Origin of the sequence: Kaistia sp. UC242_56 (genome assembly GCF_044452255.1) — a bacterium.
GTDB lineage: Bacteria > Pseudomonadota > Alphaproteobacteria > Rhizobiales > Kaistiaceae > Kaistia > Kaistia defluvii_A.
The window spans coordinates 2,954,651-2,972,590 of record NZ_JBIOAN010000002.1 but is presented as its reverse complement, the minus strand read 5'-3'; the positions used below and the strand labels follow the sequence as shown (position 1 = coordinate 2,972,590).

Here is a 17,940-nt window from a genome sequence, read left to right as displayed (position 1 = left end):
GCTTTCCCGGGAGGGCGGGCCATGCTCGCTCTCCCGGTTCCGTCTCATGCTTCACGTCGCGCTTTCTGAGCAGGTTCCATGTCGCTTCCCACGCCCGCCGGCTACTACGCCCTTGACAATCACTCGGTCCGCACGTTCCTGAACGATCTGCCGGAGATGCGCGCCAAGCTCGGCGGCGCACCGGAGAGCTGGGCGGTCGAGGAAGTCGGCGACGGCAATCTGAACCTCGTCTTCCTGGTCGACGGGCCGGACGGCTCCGTCTGCGTGAAGCAGTCGCTTCCCTATGTGCGCGCGGCGGGCGAAAGCTGGCCGCTGCCGCTCGACCGGGCGTTTTTCGAGCAGTCCTATTACCGGGCGGTCGGGGCGCATGTCGAAGGCCTGGCGCCGCGCTTCTATCACTACCAGCCCGAGCTCTACGCCTTCGTGATGGAGCGTCTGTCGCCGCATATCATCCTGCGGCGCGGCCTGATCGAAGGGCGTCGCTATCCCCATGTCGCCCAGCATGTCGGCGAGTTCGCCGCGCGTTCGACCTTCGCCACCTCCGATATCGGCGCCACGATCGAGGAGAAGGCGGAATGGACGGCGAGCTTCGCCAAAAACACGTCGCTGATCCGCATCACCGCCGAGGTCGTGTTCTCCGACCCGCTCAGCGAATCCCCGCGCAATCGCTGGACCCGCCCGGAACTGGACGGCCTGGCGCTCGCGTTCCGCTCCGATTCCGCGCTGAAGGGTGCCGTCGCCGATTTCGGCTGGCGCTTCCTCACCAGCGGCCAGGCGCTGATCCATGGCGATCTGCACACCGGCTCGGTGATGGTGACCGAGACCGACACCAAGGTCATGGACCCGGAATTCTCCTTCGTCGGGCCGATCGGCTATGACGTCGGCGCCTTCCTGGCCAATCTGGTGATGAACTACCTGGCGCAGCCCGGCCACGCGACCGCTGCCGATGACCGCCGCGAACAGGCCGACTGGGTGCTGGATCAGGTGCCGGTGTTCTGGAACACGTTCAAGACGCGCTTCCTGGCGCTCTGGGAAACCAGCGCCCGCGGCGACGCCTATCCCGCGACGATGTTCGCCCATCCGGCCGATCAGGCCGTGCTGGCGGCCCGGCGCGAGGCCTTCCTCGATGGGGTGTTCGCCGACGCCGTCGGCTATGCCGCGGTCAAGACGATCCGCCGGATCCTCGGCTTCGCGCACAATATCGATTTCGAATGGATCGCCGACCCGGCCCGCCGCGCGCCGCTGGAAAACAAGGCGGCGCAGCTCGCCCGCAAGTTCCTGCTGGAGCCCCACAGCTTCCGCACGCCGGAGGATATCGTCGCGGGCGCGAAGGCGATCTGAGGCGGACCGCGTTTCGCCGCTTCAGTCCGAGGCGGTGCGGGGCTCGCGGGGGGATTCGTTTCCTTGCGAGGCCCTTGCCATGATCTCGCGGACATGCGGCGTCGTGAACTGGGACCGGGCGCGGGCGGTGTAATAGACGATCTTCCAGTGCTTCGGGCGCAGCGAGAGCAGGCCGACGACCGTGCGGCGCGCCTTGGTGAATTCGGGAAGGTCGCGCGGGCGCGGAAAGTCGGAGCCGGAGAGCTTGCGATAGGCCTCGTAGATCGCCGCCAGCGGCGCGCGCCGCTTCTGCCAGGGCTTGTTGTTTCCCGTGTAGTGGACGATCGCCGGAATGATGCCGGGGATGGCCTTGTAGTCCCACGAAAAGAAGTTCCAGCGGCGGTCCAGGAACTTGACCCTTCCCTGAACCACGGCGTTGATCGCCGACTGGTCCGGGAAGATCAGCTCGGTGTTGGCGAGGAGGTACTCGACAACCTTCTGGGCGGTGTTTTCCTTGCGCCACTGGGCAAGGTCGAACACCAGAACGCCCGAGTTGATGTACCGGTCATTGCCGATCTTTACATGATCGAGCTCGCTCTGGTGCACGCTGCCGTCCAGCACCCCGGCCAGCAGATTGCCGTCCAGCGGCATCGACCAGAGCTCGGACAGATCCGAGATGACGGTCGCATCCGCGTCGACATAGATGGCCCGGTCATGCTGGGGCAGCAATTGCGGGATCAGGAGCCGGGCATACATGGCCGACGTCCAGTATGGGTTCTTCGGCAGGCTGGCGAGATGCGATTTGTCGGCCAGCAGGATCTGCGAGCGGATGTTGTTCCGGCTGGAGAAGCGCGCGATCAGGTCGATGCTGGCTGCGCTCAGGCCGGCATCGATGATGTAGAATTCGGCGTCCTTGTTATGAAAGAGCGTCGAATAGAGCAAATTGAGCAGTCCGGGGACGAAATTGTCGTCACTCGCGCTGACGATGATCATCGACTCAGACCCTATCCCTGACCGCACCTGCCCGGCGCCTAAGTAAGGCGGCGCGGTCACACGGACGGCATCCAATCCGCAACCGGCAGGCTGCGCTCCCGCTCGCCCGCCATTTGGATTTTTGCATAGCGGAACGAGGCGGCCGGGGCCAGCGGGCTTCGTCCCGCCGGCGCGCGTCGCGACCTCTAGCGCTTCTTCTTCCCCAGTCCAAATGTCAGCGCCAGCGCGCCGACCAGCACCACGCCCTTGACGAAGTCCTGCGTGTAATATGGGGCGTTGAGCATCGTCAGGCCGTTGAGCAGCACGCCGACGAAGATCGCGCCGAGCACGGTTCCGAGCACATGCGGGCGGCGCTTGTCGAGGACGGCGAAGCCGATCAGCGAAGCGGCGACCGCATCCAGCAACAGCGAATTGCCGGCCGAGACGTCGCCGCGGCCGACGCGGGAGGCGACGATCAGGCCGCCCAGCGAGGCGAGCGTGCCGGAAAGCACATAGGCCCAGAGGCGATAGGCCTTGGTCGGCGCTCCGGCGAGATGCGCCGCCGTCTCATTGCCGCCGATCGCATAGAACACCCGGCCCCAGCGCGTCCGCTCCATCAGGAACCAGGCGAGGATGGCGACGATGCCCATGACGATCACCGGATAGGGCACGGTATCGAACAGCCGCCCGCGCCCGAGGACCAGGAAGGCCGGGTCATAGGCGCCGGCCGCCGTGGTGCCGTTGGGCAGCATCATGCCGGCGGTGATCGAGCGGCCGCCGGTCGGGATCAGCTGCAGGCCGGCAAGCAGGAACATGGTGGAGAGCGTCGCCAGCAGGTCCGGCACGCCGACGCGCACGATCAGCAGGCCATTCACGAGGCCGATGAAGGCGCCCATCAGCAGCACGAGGCCGAGCGTCTCGAAGGCGTTCATCTGCAGTACGACCATGGCGTAGCTCGCCGCCATCACCGATGAAGCGGCGACACTGCCGACGGAGAGATCGAAGCCGCCGGCCGACATGGTGATCGAGACGCCGACGCCGAGAATGGCGACGACGGAGACCGCCTGCAGGATGGAGAACAGATTGGCCGAGTTGATGAAGGCGGGCTGGGCCGACCAGAATCCGACCAGCATCACCGCCAGCAGCACGAACAACGCATATTTGCGGGCGGTTTCGGCGAAGGTCGAAGCCGGCTTCGACGATGCGGTGGCGTGATCCGTCATGGTGTTTGTCCTGTGCCGGCAGCTCGGGTCTCGATGCTCTCGACGCTGCCGATCACGGCGGCGAGCGATTCATGACTACCGTCGGCCTCGTAGAGGGAATGGTCGCGCATGACGAGGATGCGGTCGGCAACCTCCAGCGCTTCTTCAGTGTCGCTGGTGGCGATCAGCGTCGCCGAGCCGGATTGGCTGTTGCGGATCGCGGCGATCAGGTCGGCACGGGCGCCGACATCGACGCCCTGGAAGGGTTCGTCGAGCAGGAGCAGCCGGCAGGGCGCCGCCTGCCAGCGCGCCAGCACGACCTTCTGCTGGTTGCCGCCCGAAAGCTGGTCGAGCGTATCGTCGGGGCGGCGCGCCTTGATGCCAAGGCGGCCAATGGCGTCGCTCGCGACCAGGCGCTCGCGCGTCTCGCGCAGCAGGCCTAGGGGGAACCAGCGCGGCAGATGCGGCAGGGCGATGGTGCCGGCAATCGACGCGCCGGGAATTTCGGGCGGCAGTAGCGACGACGCCCAGCGGTCCTCGGCCACCATGAACACGCCATTCTCGATCGAGCGGGCAGGGCCGTTCGAGAGCCATCGTTTGCCGTCCAGCGTGAATTCGCCCTCGGCCAGCGTCTCCAGACCGAACAATGCGCGCAGTAGCCGGCTCTTGCCCGAGCCGAGCGTGCCGGTGATGGCGACGACTTCGCCGGAGCGGAGGTCGAGATCGAACGGCCTTGCGCCGGGGATGAGGCGCGCCCGCTTGACGGAGGCGAGGATCGGCGCGCTCGAGACGGTGCCGTCATGCAGGGCGGCGTCGAGCGTGCGGCCGATCATGGCGGCGACGGCGGCGGAAAAATCGATCGGCTTGGCGAAGGAGGCCACCACCTTGCCGCCGCGCAGCACGACGGCGCGATCGGCGATCGCGGCGAGGTCGCCGGTGCGATGCGAAATATAGAGGATGGCGATGCCGCTCGCCTTCAGCCGCCGCAGCACGGAGAACAACCGCTCGGCCTCGGTCGAGGACAGGCTGGAGGTCGGCTCGTCGAGGATCAGCACGGATGCCTTGGCCGCGACGGCGCGGGCAATGGCGATCAGCTGCCGCTCCGCCGGGCGCAGGTCGGCAAAGTCGCGGTCGAGCGGCAGGTCGAGATCGATCAGCGCGGCGATTTCGGCGGCCCGCTTGCGGGTCGAGCGCGGCGAGACGAAGAAGCTGCCGGTGCCGCAAAGCTCGTTCAGCGTCAGGTTCTCGGCAACCGTCAGTCCCGCAGCGCCCGCTTGGTCGGTTGCCTGGTGCACGGTGGCGATGCCGGCTGCCTGCGCTTCGCCGGGCGAGGCGAAGGAGACTTGATTGCCGTTCAGCAGGATCGTGCCGCCATCGGCGGAGATCGAGCCGGAGAGGATCTTGACCAGCGTCGACTTGCCGGCGCCGTTGGCCCCCATCAGCGCAACGATCTCGCCGGCCTCGACGATGAGATCGGCGCCGGCGAGCGCCCGCGTCGGGCCGAACGACTTTTCCAGTCCCGTGACGGAGACGGCGATTTTCTTGGGCGGAGAAGAGGTGGACAAGGTGTCAGAGGCCTCCGGGCAGGGCCCGCTTCTTTACCTCTCCCTGGGGGAGAGGTCGGCCCGCAGGGCCGGGGTGAGGGTTTACGGTGTTTCCGGTGAGGCCGTAAACCCTCACCCGCCGGCTTCGTCGTCGACCTCTCCCTCAGGGAGAGGTGAAAGCTCGCTTCAGCCCTCATACTCCATGATCGCCAGGCCGGCATTGTAATCGGTCGAATAGATGATGCCGTTGGCGTCGACGAAGAGGTCGGCCGACTGGATCACGCGCGGACGATTGCCGCGCTTGTCGACCATGCGTTCTGGCGCGGCCGGCACCAGCGCGCCGGTCTCCTTCGGCTCGAACGGGTTCGAAATATCGAACACGCGCACACCGGCATTCTGGTAGGTGGCAAAGATCAGTGTGTCGGAGACGAAGCTTCCGGGCCGGTTCTCGTGCACATTGTGCGGGCCGAAATGGCCGCCCTTGGCGGTGTAGTCGGCCTCGGCGGGGGTCGGCAGCGTGGAAATCGAGATCGGGTTCGCCTTGTCCTGTATGTCGAAGATCCAGGTCCGCTTGCGGCCGTCTTCCTCATGGTCGAGCACAGCTTCGTCGGCGACAACAAGCAGGTCGCGCTTCGGCAGGGGCAGGGGCGAATGGGTCCCGCCGCCGAAGGGGGGCGACCAGTTCTTGTGCGTGATCAGCTTCGGCGACGACTTGTCGGCAATGTCGAGGATGGTGAGGCCGCCATCGCGCCAGCAGGCATAGGCGGTGTCGCCCTCGACCAGGCTGTGATGCAGCGCATAGCGCCGGCCTTCGCCCCAGCTTGGGCTTTCGCCACCGGCCAGATGCATGCCGGGGATCCACCAGCGGCCGGCTTCGACCGGCCGGGTTGGGTCCTGAAGGTCGACGATCATGAAGATGTAGTCGCTATAGCCGTCGACCAGCGCCGAGACATAGGCGTAGCGGCCGCCGACATACCAGATGCGATGGATGCCCACGCCCTCGACCGGAAAGAAGCCGATCTGGCGCGGTTCTGTCGGCTTCGAGATGTCGTAGATCGCCATGCCGGCCGACCAGTTGCGGGACACCTTCGCGCCGCCGGCTGTGCCGACGGTCTCGCCGACCGACCTGGTGTAATAGACTTTCTCGTCGACCGCGAAGGCGGCGTCGGCGAACAGGTCGCGCGCGTGGATGACCAGCAGCAGATCGTCATGCGTCTGCAGGTGGATCGTCCAGGTGTTGGGCGGCGCGGGAACGAAGGTGGTCTCGCCGGGGTTCTTCGGGTCGCGCACGTCGATGATGGAAAAACCCTGCGACCAGGGATGCGCCACATAGGCGAAACCGCGATGCACCATGACCTGCAACGCATCCGGCCGCCCGCCCTGCTCGGAATGGCCGATCAGGCGAATGTTCTTGGCATAGTCGGGGATCGGAAGGGTCATGGTGTCGTCGGCTTTTCGGTTTGTCGATCATGGCGTTGCCGGGCAGGGAACCCGTTACGCGTTCTTCACCTCTCCCTCAGGGAGAGGTGAAGGGAAGGCTTTGCTGGGCCCGCTTCTTCTCCCTCGCCCGCTTGCGGGAGAGGGTGGGGTGAGGGACTTTCTGCAACGACCGCAGTAGCCTGCATTCATATCCCTCGCCGTCATCCCCGCGAAAGCGGGGATCCATTCAGCCGGGAACGTCCACGGCTGAATGGATCCCGGGTCAAGCCCGGGATGACGCCAGAGTGTGGTCCGAGGCTACTTCGACGCCGGGATCCAGTCCTTCTTGGCCGCGTCGCTGTCCTTGAAGGCCGGGAACTTTTCCTGCAGCTCCTCGATCGTCTTGATGTCGTTGTCTACCAGCGTCTGCTTGGTGACGAGGGTCGGCTGGATCAGCACCGAGTGGCCGGGGTCCTGGCCGGCGATCAGCTGTGCCAGGGCGCGGACCGAAACCTCGCCCACGACAGCCGGGTTGGTGGCGGCGGTGGCGACCCAGGGGCTGTTCGGCTCGCGCATGGCCTGGATGTCCGAGGTCGAGATGTCGACGCCGTAGATCTTGACCTTGTCGGCGACGCCGGCCTCGTCGATCGCGAGCTTCACGCCACGGGCGAACTCGTCCCAGGGGGTGAAGACGACGGAGAGCGTCGGGTTGGCGGCGAGCACGGCCTTGGTCTGGTCGGCGACGGAAGCCGGAACGCTGTCGTTTACAACGCCCCAGGTGGCGACTTCCTTGATGCCCGGATACTTCTTGCCGAAGTCCTTCCAGACGGCATAACGGCGGTCGAGCGGCGCGAAGCCGGAGACGTAGACGGCGCCGCCGTCAAAGGTCTCGCCCTGCTCCTTGACGGCCTGCTCCAGCACGAGGCGCGCCATGTCGGCGTCGGACTGCTCGATCTGCGGGATCTTGGCGTTGTCGAGGTTGACGTCATAGGCGACGACCGGGATGCCAGCGTCGAGCGCCGCCTGGGCGACGTCCTTCAGCGCTTCGGGCTGGCCGTTGTTGATGACAATGCCCTTCACGCCGAGATTGATTGCCTGCTGGATCAGCTCGCGCTGGGCGTTGATGTCGTTGCGGGCCTGGGAGAGGTTAGCCTCGACGCCGAGCGCATCGGCCTGGCGCTTCACGCCGGCTTCGAAAGCCTGCAGCCAGTCGCCCGAGCCGAGGAAGCTGATGACGGCGATCTTGACGCCACCTTTGTCGAACGGCGCCGGTGCGCCGGCGATGCCTTCGGCGAAGGCGCCCGAGGAGAGCGCGGTGAGGCTCGCAGCGAGTGCGAACGAGAGAAGCTTCTTGCCCATATCCATACCCCGTCAGTTTCTGAACGTCGCTCGCGGCGGCCGAGGCGACCGCGAACGGTCCGCCTGCCAGGTCGCCGCAATTCGATGCCAAGCTAGCGTTCCGCCGATGGGCATAAAGAAAAGCGATTTCAATTCAAGCGGGAATCTGGGTCGTTTGTTGCGTCGCCTGGTTTCGGCCGACGCGCCCTGGGAAACGGCGGCTGGAGCAACATCGATATTGGTGGAATCGGTCTCTCACCTCCCTCAGGGAGAGGTGAAGGAAGCGCCGGCATCAAGGCTGACGTGTCCTGCCCTAGAGGGCCTCTCCCGAGACCCCGCGGCCGCCGATCCAGACAGCGGCGAGATTGGCCTTCGCGGCCGTGTAGACGATCTTCTGCAGGGCGTCCTCGTCGCTGTCGATATCGTCCCAGACGCGCATCGTGCCGCCCGGTGCGTCGGGGTCGACGAGGATGGCGTCGAAGTGGAAGCCGGGGGCGAACTGGCCGACGGGCAGGTCGAGCGCGTCGCCGCCGCCCGCCGTGGCGAGGTGGAAGGCGATGTCGAAATCGATGCGCGAGCCGGGGCGGCCGCGTTCGCCTTGCGGCAGCGCGGGGTCGACGCCGGTTTCCAGCATGCGCGAGGCAGCGATGGCCATGCGCTGCGCCTCGATCATCGAGGCGGTGGGGCCGCCGGAAATGTCGGTGCCGAGACCGACGCGCACGCCCTTCGCCAGGGCAGCGCGAAGCGGGAGCACCGAATTGGCGAAATAGGCGTTGGAGAGCGGGCAATGCGCGACTCCCGCGCCGCGCGCCTGGATCAGGTCCATGTCGCCGTCGGTCAGAAAATTCGAATGCGCCAGCACGGTCCGGCGCGTCATCAGCCCGAAGCGGTCGAGCGTCTCTGCGTCGGTGCGGCCGAAGCGGTCGAGCACATAGCCATGCGCCCAGTCGCTCTCCGAGCAATGCGTCTGGACGTGGCAGCCGCATTCGCGCGCCAGTTCGCCGAGCCCTTCCAGCAGCGGATCGGTGCAGGAGGGCACAAAGCGGGGCGTGATCACGGGATGGACGAGGCCGTAGTTTTCCGGGTGCGCGGCCACATAGTCGATCAGCGCTCTCGTGCCGGCGATGCCTGCTTCAGCCGAGCTATCGCGGTAATAGTCGGGGCATTCGGCCGGATTATCCATCGCCACCTTGCCGACTAAAGCGCGCTGGCCCTTTTCCAGGCAGATGTCGACCAGCGCCTTCGAGGCTTCGACATGCTGGGTGGCGAAATAGAGCGCCGTCGTCGTGCCGTTGGCGATCAGGTCCTCGACCAGCGCGGAGTAGTGTCGCCGGGCGAAGGCGAGGTCGGCATAGCGCGCCTCGAGCGGGAAGGTGTGCTGCTGCAGCCAGACCTCCAGCGGCACGTCGAGCGCCTTGCCAAGCTGCGGGTATTGCGGCGCGTGGATGTGCAGGTCGACGAAGCCGGGCAGGATGTAGCTGCGCGGCGGCGCGACGACGAGCGTTCCCGCCGCCTCCGCCGCCACGCGCGTCTCGGCATGGGCCGCGCTGCCGGCCGAAACCACCTTGGCGATGTTGCCCTTGCCGTCGATCTCGACCAGCGCGTCCCTCAGGATCTCGATCTCGCCCAGTATCGGCGCATGGCAGAAGGTGCCGGCGATCGTCTTGTGGCGGAGATCGGTCAAGGGTCGGGTCCTGTCGTATGTCGCGGGGCTCAGCCGAGGCTGCGCTGGCGCAGCGCATGGGCGCGGGTGCGGAACTCGCGGCGGATTTCCGCCTCGTCTATACCCGCGACGATGCGGTTTTCCATCAGCATTCGCCCATTCACGATGGTGTGCGTGACGTCGTCGGCGCGGCTCGAATAGACCAACGCGGCGGCGGTGTCATAGACGGGCAGGCTGTGCGCCTTGTCGAGATCGACGACGATGACGTCGGCCGCCATGCCCGGCACGAGCTGGCCGGTCTCCGGCCGGTTCATCGCCTTGGCGCCCTGTGCTGTCGCAAGTTCCAGGATCTCGTGCGTCTTCAGGAACTCGACATCGTTGGTCTTGTCCTTGTGGATCAGGCCGGCGAACTTCATCTCCTGGAACATGTCGAGCGTGTTGTGGCTGGCCGGTCCGTCGGTGGCGAGGCCGACCGTGATGCCATGCTCCAGCACGCATTTGAGCGGCATGGTGCCGGAATTGAGCTTGGCGTTGCAGCAGGGGCAATGGCCGATCTTGACGTCATGCGCCGCCAGGATCCGCATGTCTTCCTGGTCGAGCTGCGTGCAATGCGCGGCCGTGATGTCTCCCTTGAGAAAGCCGAGCGATTCCAGCCAGCGCACCGGGGAGGTGCCGTAATTCTCTGCCATGTAGGCCATTTCCTGCGTGCCCTCGGCGAGGTGGGTATGGATCGGCAAGCTGTAGGCGTCGGCCACTTCGCGCGTCAGCCGGTACATTTCCTCGCCGCAGGAATAGGGCGCGTGCGGCGACAGGCCGATCTGCAGCAGGCCGTCGCGGGTCTTGTGATGCTTCGCGACGAGATCTCCGAAATTGTTCAGCGTCTTCCAGGACCAGTCGGTGATCGGCGCATAGAGGCCGCGATCGGCGAAGCCGTAGCCGAGTGTTGCCCTGAGCGGGATCTTCTTCAGCGCCTCGATCTCGGGCTCGACGGCATAGGCGTCGAAGTGCTCGTTGAAGGTGGTGATGCCGGATTTCACCATTTCGACGAGGCCGGCCAGGCTCGCCCAATAGAGCGTCTCCGGATCGAAATTGCGCTTCAGCTGCCACATGGTCGAGAGCCATTCGAACAGCTTCACGTCCTCCAGCAGCCCGCGCAGCAGCATATTGGAGGCGATATGCGTGTGGCTGTCGCAGAAACCCGGCATGACGGCCGAAAGCGAGGCGTCGACGACTTTTCGCGCACCCCGGATATCGACCGCGTCGGCCGGGCCGACGGCGGTGATCGCGCCGCCGGTGATGGTGACGACGCCGTTCTCGATCGGCTTGGCGCCGCCCATCGGGAGCACGGTGCCGTTGATGATGGCGATATCGATGGTCATGGAGCGTTCGGCCTCGGGATCATGCGGGGTTGGGCAGGCAGCCGCCATCGTCCGGCGGACCGGCGCGAGGGCGGAACGACAGGGTGGCTCAGGCGGCGCGTTCGGCGGTGCCGAAGGTGACGCCCTTCTCCTTCAGCCAGCGCCGGTAGGCGACGGAGGAGATGTCGGCGCGTGTCGGGATCTCCGCGCGCGGTTCCAGCGGCAGAAGACGCGGGCGCTGGTTCTCCAGGATGATGCGGTCCTGCAGGAAGATCAGCTGCTGGAAATGCACCATGCTGGTCAGCGTGCTCTCGTCGTCGATAATGAACATCACCGGATGGGCGCGGCAGCGGTCATGGTCGAGCGGCTGCACGAACAGGCAGATCACGTCCCAGCGGTTCGCCGCCGCGGGGCAGGTCTTGTAGAGCAGCGTCTGGAACGGGGCGGCGACGCGGTACATGTATTGCGTCATGATCCCGCCCGAGGCGGAAAGCGCCGCCTGCGGCTGGAAGAACTCGCAATTCGTGGCCCAGACCTCGTCGACGTCGCGGCGGATCTCGGTGGTGTAATGGCGCACTTCCGTGTGCGGCTCGGCGCCGAGGATATCGGTGTGGACGAAGGGGAAATGCGCCATGTCGAGGAAGTTCTCGACGATGCGCAGCCCTGACGCGCGGACGGCGACGGCGCCGCAGACGACATGCCGGCGGTCGGGCTCGTCAGCCTCGGGGATGTCGAACAGTTCGCGCTCCGGCGTGCCCAGAGTCGTCCAGATGAAGCCGTAACGATCACGGGTCGGCAGCGGTTCGCCGAGGGCGCCGCCCTCCAGCTTTTCCCGCACGATGACGGTGCCCGCCGGATCGCGGGAGACGACGAGGTCGCGGCCGAGCAGCCGGTTCGGCTTCGCCTCCGCCGGAATCTCGGCCGCGATGTCGATCACGTACCATTGGTCGAGGGATGCTTTTTCAGCCGGTCTTGCCATGGCCAGTCTCCTCAAGGGGCAGAGGCGGCGGGTTGCGCCGTGGAAGTGTTGCAGAAGCCTGGCCTCGCGGCCAGGCGGGGCTCATCGTTCGTCGCGGAAGAACGGCACGCCGAGGCCGGCCGGCGCAGTGAAGCCGAGCCGGAGGCGACGCCAGAGGAACACCGGCAGGATCATCGCCAGCATGGTGCCGAGATAGGGCAGCATCGACAGGAAGGTGGGCGAGATCGGCCAGTTGCGCGCCTGACCGACATAGCCGATCGCCGTGATGACGCCGAAGAGCAGCGCGCCGAATACCGCGCCGAACGGCCGGTAGCCCGCGAAGATCACGAGCGCCACGGCGATCCAGCCGCGCCCCGCGACGACGCCGTCCGACCAGGACGGCACGAAGGCGAGGGTCAGATAGGCGCCGGCCCCGGCGCCGAGCGCCGCGCCGATCGTGACATAGCAGAAGCGGATCAGCGTCACCGGGATGCCGGCGGAATCGGCCGCTGCCGGGTTTTCGCCGACGGCGCGGACATTCATGCCGTGGCGGGTGCGGAACAGCACGAAGGAGATCACGGCCGGGATGATCAGGTAGATCAGATAGACCAGGATGTTCTGCGAGAAGAAGGCGCGGCCGAGGATCGGCAGGTCGCTCAAATAGGGGACGATGATCTTCTCGAAGGTCGCCTTGGCCGGCATGCCGGAATAGCCCTTGCCGATGGTGACGGCGAGGCCGGAGCCGAGCATGGTCAGCGCCAGGCCGCACAGCACCTGGTTGGCGCGGAAGACGACGGTTGCGAGCGCGAACAGCGCGCCGAAGCCGAGGCCTACCAGCAGCGCCATGGCGAAGCCGAAGAACGGATTGGGGTAGAGCGTCACGGCGATGATGCCGGTGACGCCGCCCAGTGCCATCAGTCCCTCGACGCCGAGGTTAAAGACGCCGACGCGTTCGGCCAGCACTTCGCCAAGCGCCGCGAGCGCCAGAACGCCGCCCGCCAGGACCGCCGTCGTCAGGATGCCTGTGATGAGTTCCATGGGATTTCCTCAGCCCGCCGCCGCCGCCGCTGCCGGGACGGGCAGGGCGCGGACGAGGCGGTAATGGGCGAACTGGTCGGCGATGGCGGTGAACATCATGATCAGGCCGGTGAGCGCCAGCACGGCGGCCGTGGTCAGGCCCTGCGTCTGCAGGATGATGCCGGCATTCAGGATGATCGCCATCAACAGGGCGCCGGCGATGACGCCGACCGGCGAACCGCGCGCCAGCACCGCGACCATGACGCCGAGATAGCCGTAATTGTTTGAAATGCCGCCCTGAAGCCGATGCACCGTGCCGGTCACTTCCAGCATGCCGGCGAGGCCGGCGATGGCGCCGGAGAGCAGCATGATGGTGATCATGCGGCGGCGGACGGGGATGCCGGCATAGTGCGCGGCTTCCGGATTGGCGCCGGTCAGGCGGATCTCGTAGCCCCATTTGGTGTAGCGCAGCAGCAGCCCGAACAGGACGGGTGCGATCAGCGCGATGACGAAGCCCCAATGCAGCGAGCCGAAGAAATCCGGCATCTCGTAGGGCACGCGGCCGGTCGAGGCGACGGTGCCGGTGGTGCGGTCGCGCCAGGGGCCGGTGGCGACGTAATAGACCAGCAGCAAGGCGACGAAGTTCAGCAGCAGGGTGGTGATGATCTCGTCGACCTTGCCATAGGCGCGGGCGAGCGTCGGCACCAGGATCCAGAGCGCGCCTCCCGCCGCTCCCGCGATGAAGCAGAGCACCAGCATGGCCGGCTCCGGGCCTTTGACGAACAGGCCGATGGCGGTTGCCGCGAAGGCGCCGATATAGAACTGGCCGTCGGCGCCGATGTTCCAGAGGCCGATCTTCATCATCACGGTGACGGCGAGGCCGGTCAGGATCAGCGGCGTCAGCAGCAGGCCGAGATCTTCCAGCCCGAAGCGCGAGCCGAGGCTCTTCTTGAGGATCTGGGTGCCAAGATGCAGCGGGTCGAAGCCGCAGGCGGCGAGAACGATCGCGCCCACTGCCAGCGCCGCGATGAAGCTGATGACGCGGGCGGCGAGGATGCGGCGACCGGACACGGCCGAGACGCGCACGAGGCGCAGGGATGGCAGGCCGCTCATGTCAGGCCGCCTCGACGGTTGGCGCGGTGGCCTGCTTCGTCTGGCCGCCCATCAGCAGGCCGACCGTCTCGAGATCGGCGTCCTTTGTCTCGAACAGGCCCATCACCCGCCCCTTGAACATGACGGCGATGCGGTCGGTGACGTCGAACAATTCGGATAGCTCCTCGGAGATCAGCACGACCGCTACGCCGGCATTGCGCAGGTCGATCAAATAGCGAAGCAGCGTCGAGATCGCCCCGACATCGAGGCCGCGGCTCGGATAGGCGGCGACAATAGCGAGCCGGGCGATGCGCATCTCGCGGCGGGCGACGAGGCGCTGCTGGTTGCCGCCGGAAAGGTTGCGGATCGGCGTGCGCAGCGACGGCAGGGTCACCTCAGCATCGGCCGCAATCTCTCTGGCGAGCGTGTCGGCGGCGCCCGGCCTGAACAGGATTCCCTGCGCGATCGGCGGCTCGGTGTAGGCACGCAGCACGGCGTTGTCGCTGACCGAGAGGCTGGGCGCGACGCCGCTGCGAAGCCGGTCTTCCGGGATATGGCCGACGCCGATATCGAGGAAGAGGGCGGGCGAGGGATCCTCGACCGCGACACCCTCGATGAGGATCTGGCCGCTGGTCGGCTTGCGCACCCCGGTCAGGACTTCAGAGAGTTCGCGCTGGCCGTTGCCGGCGACCCCGGCGATGCCGAGGATCTCGCCGGCACGGACCGGCAGGCTGGCCTCGATCAGCCCGGCGCGGCCGCGATCGTCGGCGGCGGAGACGTTCTCGAGCGAGATCACGATGCGGCCGGGTTCGCTGCGCGGCGCCATCGCCTCGCGCAGGCCGCCCAGCACCATTTCGCGCCCGACCATCAGCTGCGCCAGCCTGGTCGTGGTGCAGTTGGCCGTCGCTTCGGTGATGACCTTGCGGCCGCCGCGCAGGACGGTGACGCGGTCGGAGATTTCCAGAACTTCGTCCAGCTTGTGGCTGATGAAGATCACCGAATTGCCGGCCGCCTTGAAGGCTCGCAGCGCCTTGAACAAAGTGCGCGCCTCGCTCGGCGTCAGCACGGCGGTCGGTTCGTCGAGGATCAGCACGCGCGCCTGCCGCGCCAGCACGCGCAGGATCTCGACGCGCTGCTGTTCGCCGGCCGAAAGCTCGTCGATGCGCGCATCGGCGCGGACTGCGAGACCGTAGCGCTCCGACAGGTCCCGCGTCCGCGCTTCCAGCGCCTGGGCGGAAGCGAAGCGCGGCGTCTCCTTCCAGCCGAGATGCACGTTCTCGGCGACGGTGAAGGCGCGCACCAGCTTGAAGTGCTGATGCACCATGCCGATGCCGGCAGCGATTGCCTCGACTGGCGAATTGAAGCTCTGGGCCACGCCATCGAGCAGGATACGGCCGGAATCCGGCCGGTAGATGCCGGTCAGGATGTTCATCAGCGTCGATTTGCCGGCGCCGTTCTCGCCGAGCAGCGCGTGGATCTCGCCGGGCCGGAGGTCGAAATCGACATCGGCATTGGCGATGACGCCGGGAAATACCTTGCCGATTCCCTCCAGCGTGATGACAGGCTGTTCGAGGGTGGCCAGGGCGGGAATGTCGTTCATCGGAGGGTTCGTTCCTCGGCGCCGGGATGCGTATGTCGGCCCCTCCCATGCCAGGGAGGGGCCTATTGCGTGGCGTCAGACCTTGAGGCCGGACACGCCTTCGATCGACCAGTCCCAGGTGTAGAGGGCTTCCGGGCTCATGGTTTCGCCGGCCTTGACGCGGACATTGCCGTCGACGTCCTTGATCTCGCCGACGAAGGGGTTGAAGCCGTCATTCAGGATGCGGTCGCGCACGGCGTCGGCCTTGGCTGCGACGTCGGCCGGAACCTTGGCGCCCCAGGCGTCGCGGTCGATGCCGTTGCCCATCGGCAGCAGCGTGCCTTCGCCGCCGGTCCATTCGCCGGCCAGGCGCTTGCGGACCTGATCGATGTAGTACTGGTTCCAGTCGAGCACGATCGAGGTGACATAGGCATCCGGGCCATAGCGGCGGATGTCGGTGTTCCACATGGCGGCCCAGACGCCGCGCTCCTGCGCGACCTGGAGATAGGCGGCCTCGTCCATGATGCCGAACAGGAAATCGCAGCCATTGTCGATCAGCGCGGTGCCGGCCTGCTTGGCGCCCTGCGGGTCGAACCAGGAATTGATCACCACGGTCTGCAGCGTCGCTTCCGGATTGACCGTGCGCGCGCCCATCAGGAACGCGTTGGTGCCGCAGAACACGGCCGGGACCGGGAAGGAGGCGACATAGCCGAGCTTGCCGCTCTTCGATAGCAGGCCGGCCGCGACGCCCGCCACATAGGTCGGGAACCAATGCTGGATGTAATAATAGGAGAGATTGTCGGCCTTGCGGTGGCCGTCGCACTCCATGAAGGCGACGTCGGTGGCGCGGTCGGAAACCTCGTAGATCAGGTCGCCATAGTTGGAGGTCGAGATGATCATGTTCGCGCCGTCCGACACCATCTGACGGTAAATGCGCGTGCAATCGGCCGAGAAGGGGATGTTCTCGACTTCGAGATATTTCGCCTTCGGGAAGGCGGCCTTGACCGCTTCCAGGCCCTGGTGGTGGCTCCAGGTCCAACCTTCATCCGAGATCGGGCCGACATGGCCGAAGCCGATCACGGCGTCCTCTTCCTTCACGGCGGCGAGCGGCGTGGCGCCGAAGGCCGGCCGGGCGAACTGCGGCAGCATCAGCGACGAGGCCGCCGTCATGCCGGCAAGGCCCATGAAGCGGCGGCGGTCCATATTCTTGAAGTCGATCATTCTGTCCCCTCGGTTGCGGATGGTGTTGTTCAGGAAGTGACGCGTGGTCGGGATTGGGCGGTCGCGGCGTCGAGCTCGGCCATCAGCCCGTCGATCTCGGTCGTCCAGGCGGCGAGCCAGTCGCGCTTGGTGCCTTCGTCGAGCCAGGATGCGCGGATGCTGTCGAGTGCACATTTCTTGAGCATTGGCGCGTCCATGCGCAGCTTGGAGGCGGCCAGGACATATTCATTGGCAAGATCCGTAGCGAACATCGGCGGATCGTCGGAATGGATGGTCACGTTGAGGCCGGCATCGAGCATCTGGCGGATGGCGTGATCTGGCGCCGCCAGGTCGCGCCACTTCGTCGTCGCCTCGGTCGTGCTGGGGCAGCAGGTGAAAAAGGTGCCGGCCTCGCGGCATTGCTCGACCAGCGCCGGGTCGTCGACGATGTGATAGCCGTGGTCGATCCGCTCGACGCCGAGGATCTCCAGGGAATCCCGGACATTCGCGGCCGGGCCGCCTTCGCCGGCATGGGCGGTGACATGCAGTCCCGCCTGCTTCGCGCGCTCGAACAGCGGCTGGAACGGCGCGGGCGGGAAGGGCGCCTCGTTGTAATCGAGGCCGATGCCGATGATCGCGTCGCTGCGATGCGCCAGCACCATGTCGAGGAATTCGAGGCCGCGCTCGAGGCCGAGTTCGCGGCTATGGGCGGGGATCAGCCGCGAGGTCAGGCCGGTGTCGGTCTCGATGTCGGCCATCGCGGCCAGGATGCCGGAAAGCATGGTCTCGTAGGCGACGCCATGCGCCTGATGAGCGTGCGCCGAGACGAAGAACTCGACGTGGCGGGCGTTGCTGGCGGCGCAGCTTTTCAGCATTTCGTAGGTGATGCGGTGAAAGTCGTCGGCGTCGCGGATCGAGCGGCTGACGAGGTCGTAGATTTTCAGGAAGTCCGGGAGATTGTCATAGCGATAGAGTTCGCCGATCTCGCCAAAGGCCGGCAACGGCACGGCATTCTTCCGCGCCAGCTCGACGAAGGTCGACGGCCGAACCGCGCCCTCGAGATGAAGGTGCAGTTCGATCTTGGGGATGCGGCGCGCGAAACTGGCAAGGTCCATCGGTTCACTCCTGGGGTCCTGTAAAGCAATGTTCAGGCCAGCCGGCTGTCCGGCTCCGGCGGCCGCGGGGCGGGCTGGCCGGCCGATCCAAGGCGTTGGGAGGCTTCCGCGTCCAATGCTGCGGGCCGCGTTGCGCTCTCGCGCCGGTCGTGTTGCGCTCGGC

14 protein-coding genes are annotated in these 17,940 nt (G+C 66.4%); 1 reads left to right on the top strand and 13 read right to left on the bottom strand.

The genetic code is table 11. The annotated features are described in order from the left end of the window. The first annotated feature begins 78 nt into the window (after nt 1-78). The gene (gene mtnK / locus ACHMWQ_RS16630; RefSeq protein ID WP_396308310.1) at nt 79-1,341 is read left to right on the top strand and encodes an S-methyl-5-thioribose kinase; all 1,263 of its coding nucleotides are present in this window, start codon (nt 79-81) and stop codon (nt 1,339-1,341) included. A gap of 21 nt (nt 1,342-1,362) precedes the next feature. Here the strand turns inward: mtnK and ACHMWQ_RS16625 are convergent, their stop codons facing one another. The 13 genes from ACHMWQ_RS16625 to add form a co-directional block, all read right to left on the bottom strand. Beyond that, nucleotides 1,363-2,313 (bottom strand): glycosyltransferase family 8 protein, encoded by a 951-nt coding sequence (locus tag ACHMWQ_RS16625; RefSeq protein ID WP_396308309.1) that lies wholly within the window; start codon nt 2,311-2,313, stop codon nt 1,363-1,365. Between the two features lie 185 nt (nt 2,314-2,498). Then, nucleotides 2,499-3,515 (bottom strand): ABC transporter permease, encoded by a 1,017-nt coding sequence (locus tag ACHMWQ_RS16620; protein ID WP_354549542.1) that lies wholly within the window; start codon nt 3,513-3,515, stop codon nt 2,499-2,501. Then, complete coding sequence (locus ACHMWQ_RS16615; protein ID WP_396308308.1) at nt 3,512-5,059, bottom strand: sugar ABC transporter ATP-binding protein; 1,548 nt, start codon at nt 5,057-5,059, stop codon at nt 3,512-3,514. Before ACHMWQ_RS16615 ends, ACHMWQ_RS16620 begins: the two co-directional genes overlap by 4 nt. A 165-nt stretch (nt 5,060-5,224) precedes the next feature. After that, on the bottom strand, nt 5,225-6,478 hold the full coding sequence (locus tag ACHMWQ_RS16610; protein ID WP_396308307.1) for an LVIVD repeat-containing protein: 1,254 nt from the start codon (nt 6,476-6,478) through the stop codon (nt 5,225-5,227). 297 nt (nt 6,479-6,775) lie between these two features. Continuing rightward, the gene (locus ACHMWQ_RS16605) at nt 6,776-7,816 is read right to left on the bottom strand and encodes a substrate-binding domain-containing protein (RefSeq protein ID WP_354549537.1); all 1,041 of its coding nucleotides are present in this window, start codon (nt 7,814-7,816) and stop codon (nt 6,776-6,778) included. Nucleotides 7,817-8,108: 292 nt separating this feature from the next. Next, nucleotides 8,109-9,479 (bottom strand): guanine deaminase, encoded by a 1,371-nt coding sequence (guaD, locus tag ACHMWQ_RS16600; RefSeq protein ID WP_396308306.1) that lies wholly within the window; start codon nt 9,477-9,479, stop codon nt 8,109-8,111. A 29-nt stretch (nt 9,480-9,508) separates the two neighbouring features. Beyond that, entirely contained in the window at nt 9,509-10,837 is a 1,329-nt protein-coding gene (locus ACHMWQ_RS16595) for an amidohydrolase family protein (RefSeq protein WP_396308305.1), read from the bottom strand. An 88-nt stretch (nt 10,838-10,925) separates the two neighbouring features. Next, the gene (locus ACHMWQ_RS16590; protein ID WP_396308304.1) at nt 10,926-11,795 is read right to left on the bottom strand and encodes an aromatic ring-hydroxylating dioxygenase subunit alpha; all 870 of its coding nucleotides are present in this window, start codon (nt 11,793-11,795) and stop codon (nt 10,926-10,928) included. Between the two features lie 81 nt (nt 11,796-11,876). After that, the gene (locus ACHMWQ_RS16585; protein ID WP_354549529.1) at nt 11,877-12,812 is read right to left on the bottom strand and encodes an ABC transporter permease; all 936 of its coding nucleotides are present in this window, start codon (nt 12,810-12,812) and stop codon (nt 11,877-11,879) included. A gap of 9 nt (nt 12,813-12,821) precedes the next feature. Continuing rightward, complete coding sequence (locus ACHMWQ_RS16580) at nt 12,822-13,904, bottom strand: ABC transporter permease (protein WP_396308303.1); 1,083 nt, start codon at nt 13,902-13,904, stop codon at nt 12,822-12,824. A gap of 1 nt (nt 13,905) precedes the next feature. After that, complete coding sequence (locus ACHMWQ_RS16575; RefSeq protein ID WP_396308302.1) at nt 13,906-15,483, bottom strand: ABC transporter ATP-binding protein; 1,578 nt, start codon at nt 15,481-15,483, stop codon at nt 13,906-13,908. 75 nt (nt 15,484-15,558) lie between these two features. Further along, nucleotides 15,559-16,683: a BMP family ABC transporter substrate-binding protein gene (locus ACHMWQ_RS16570; RefSeq protein ID WP_396308301.1), complete on the bottom strand. Its 1,125-nt coding sequence runs from the start codon at nt 16,681-16,683 to the stop codon at nt 15,559-15,561. Between the two features lie 29 nt (nt 16,684-16,712). Next, a complete protein-coding gene (gene add / locus ACHMWQ_RS16565; RefSeq protein ID WP_396308300.1) occupies nt 16,713-17,777 on the bottom strand; it encodes an adenosine deaminase in 1,065 nt (354 codons plus the stop codon). Nucleotides 17,778-17,940: the final 163 nt, after the last annotated feature.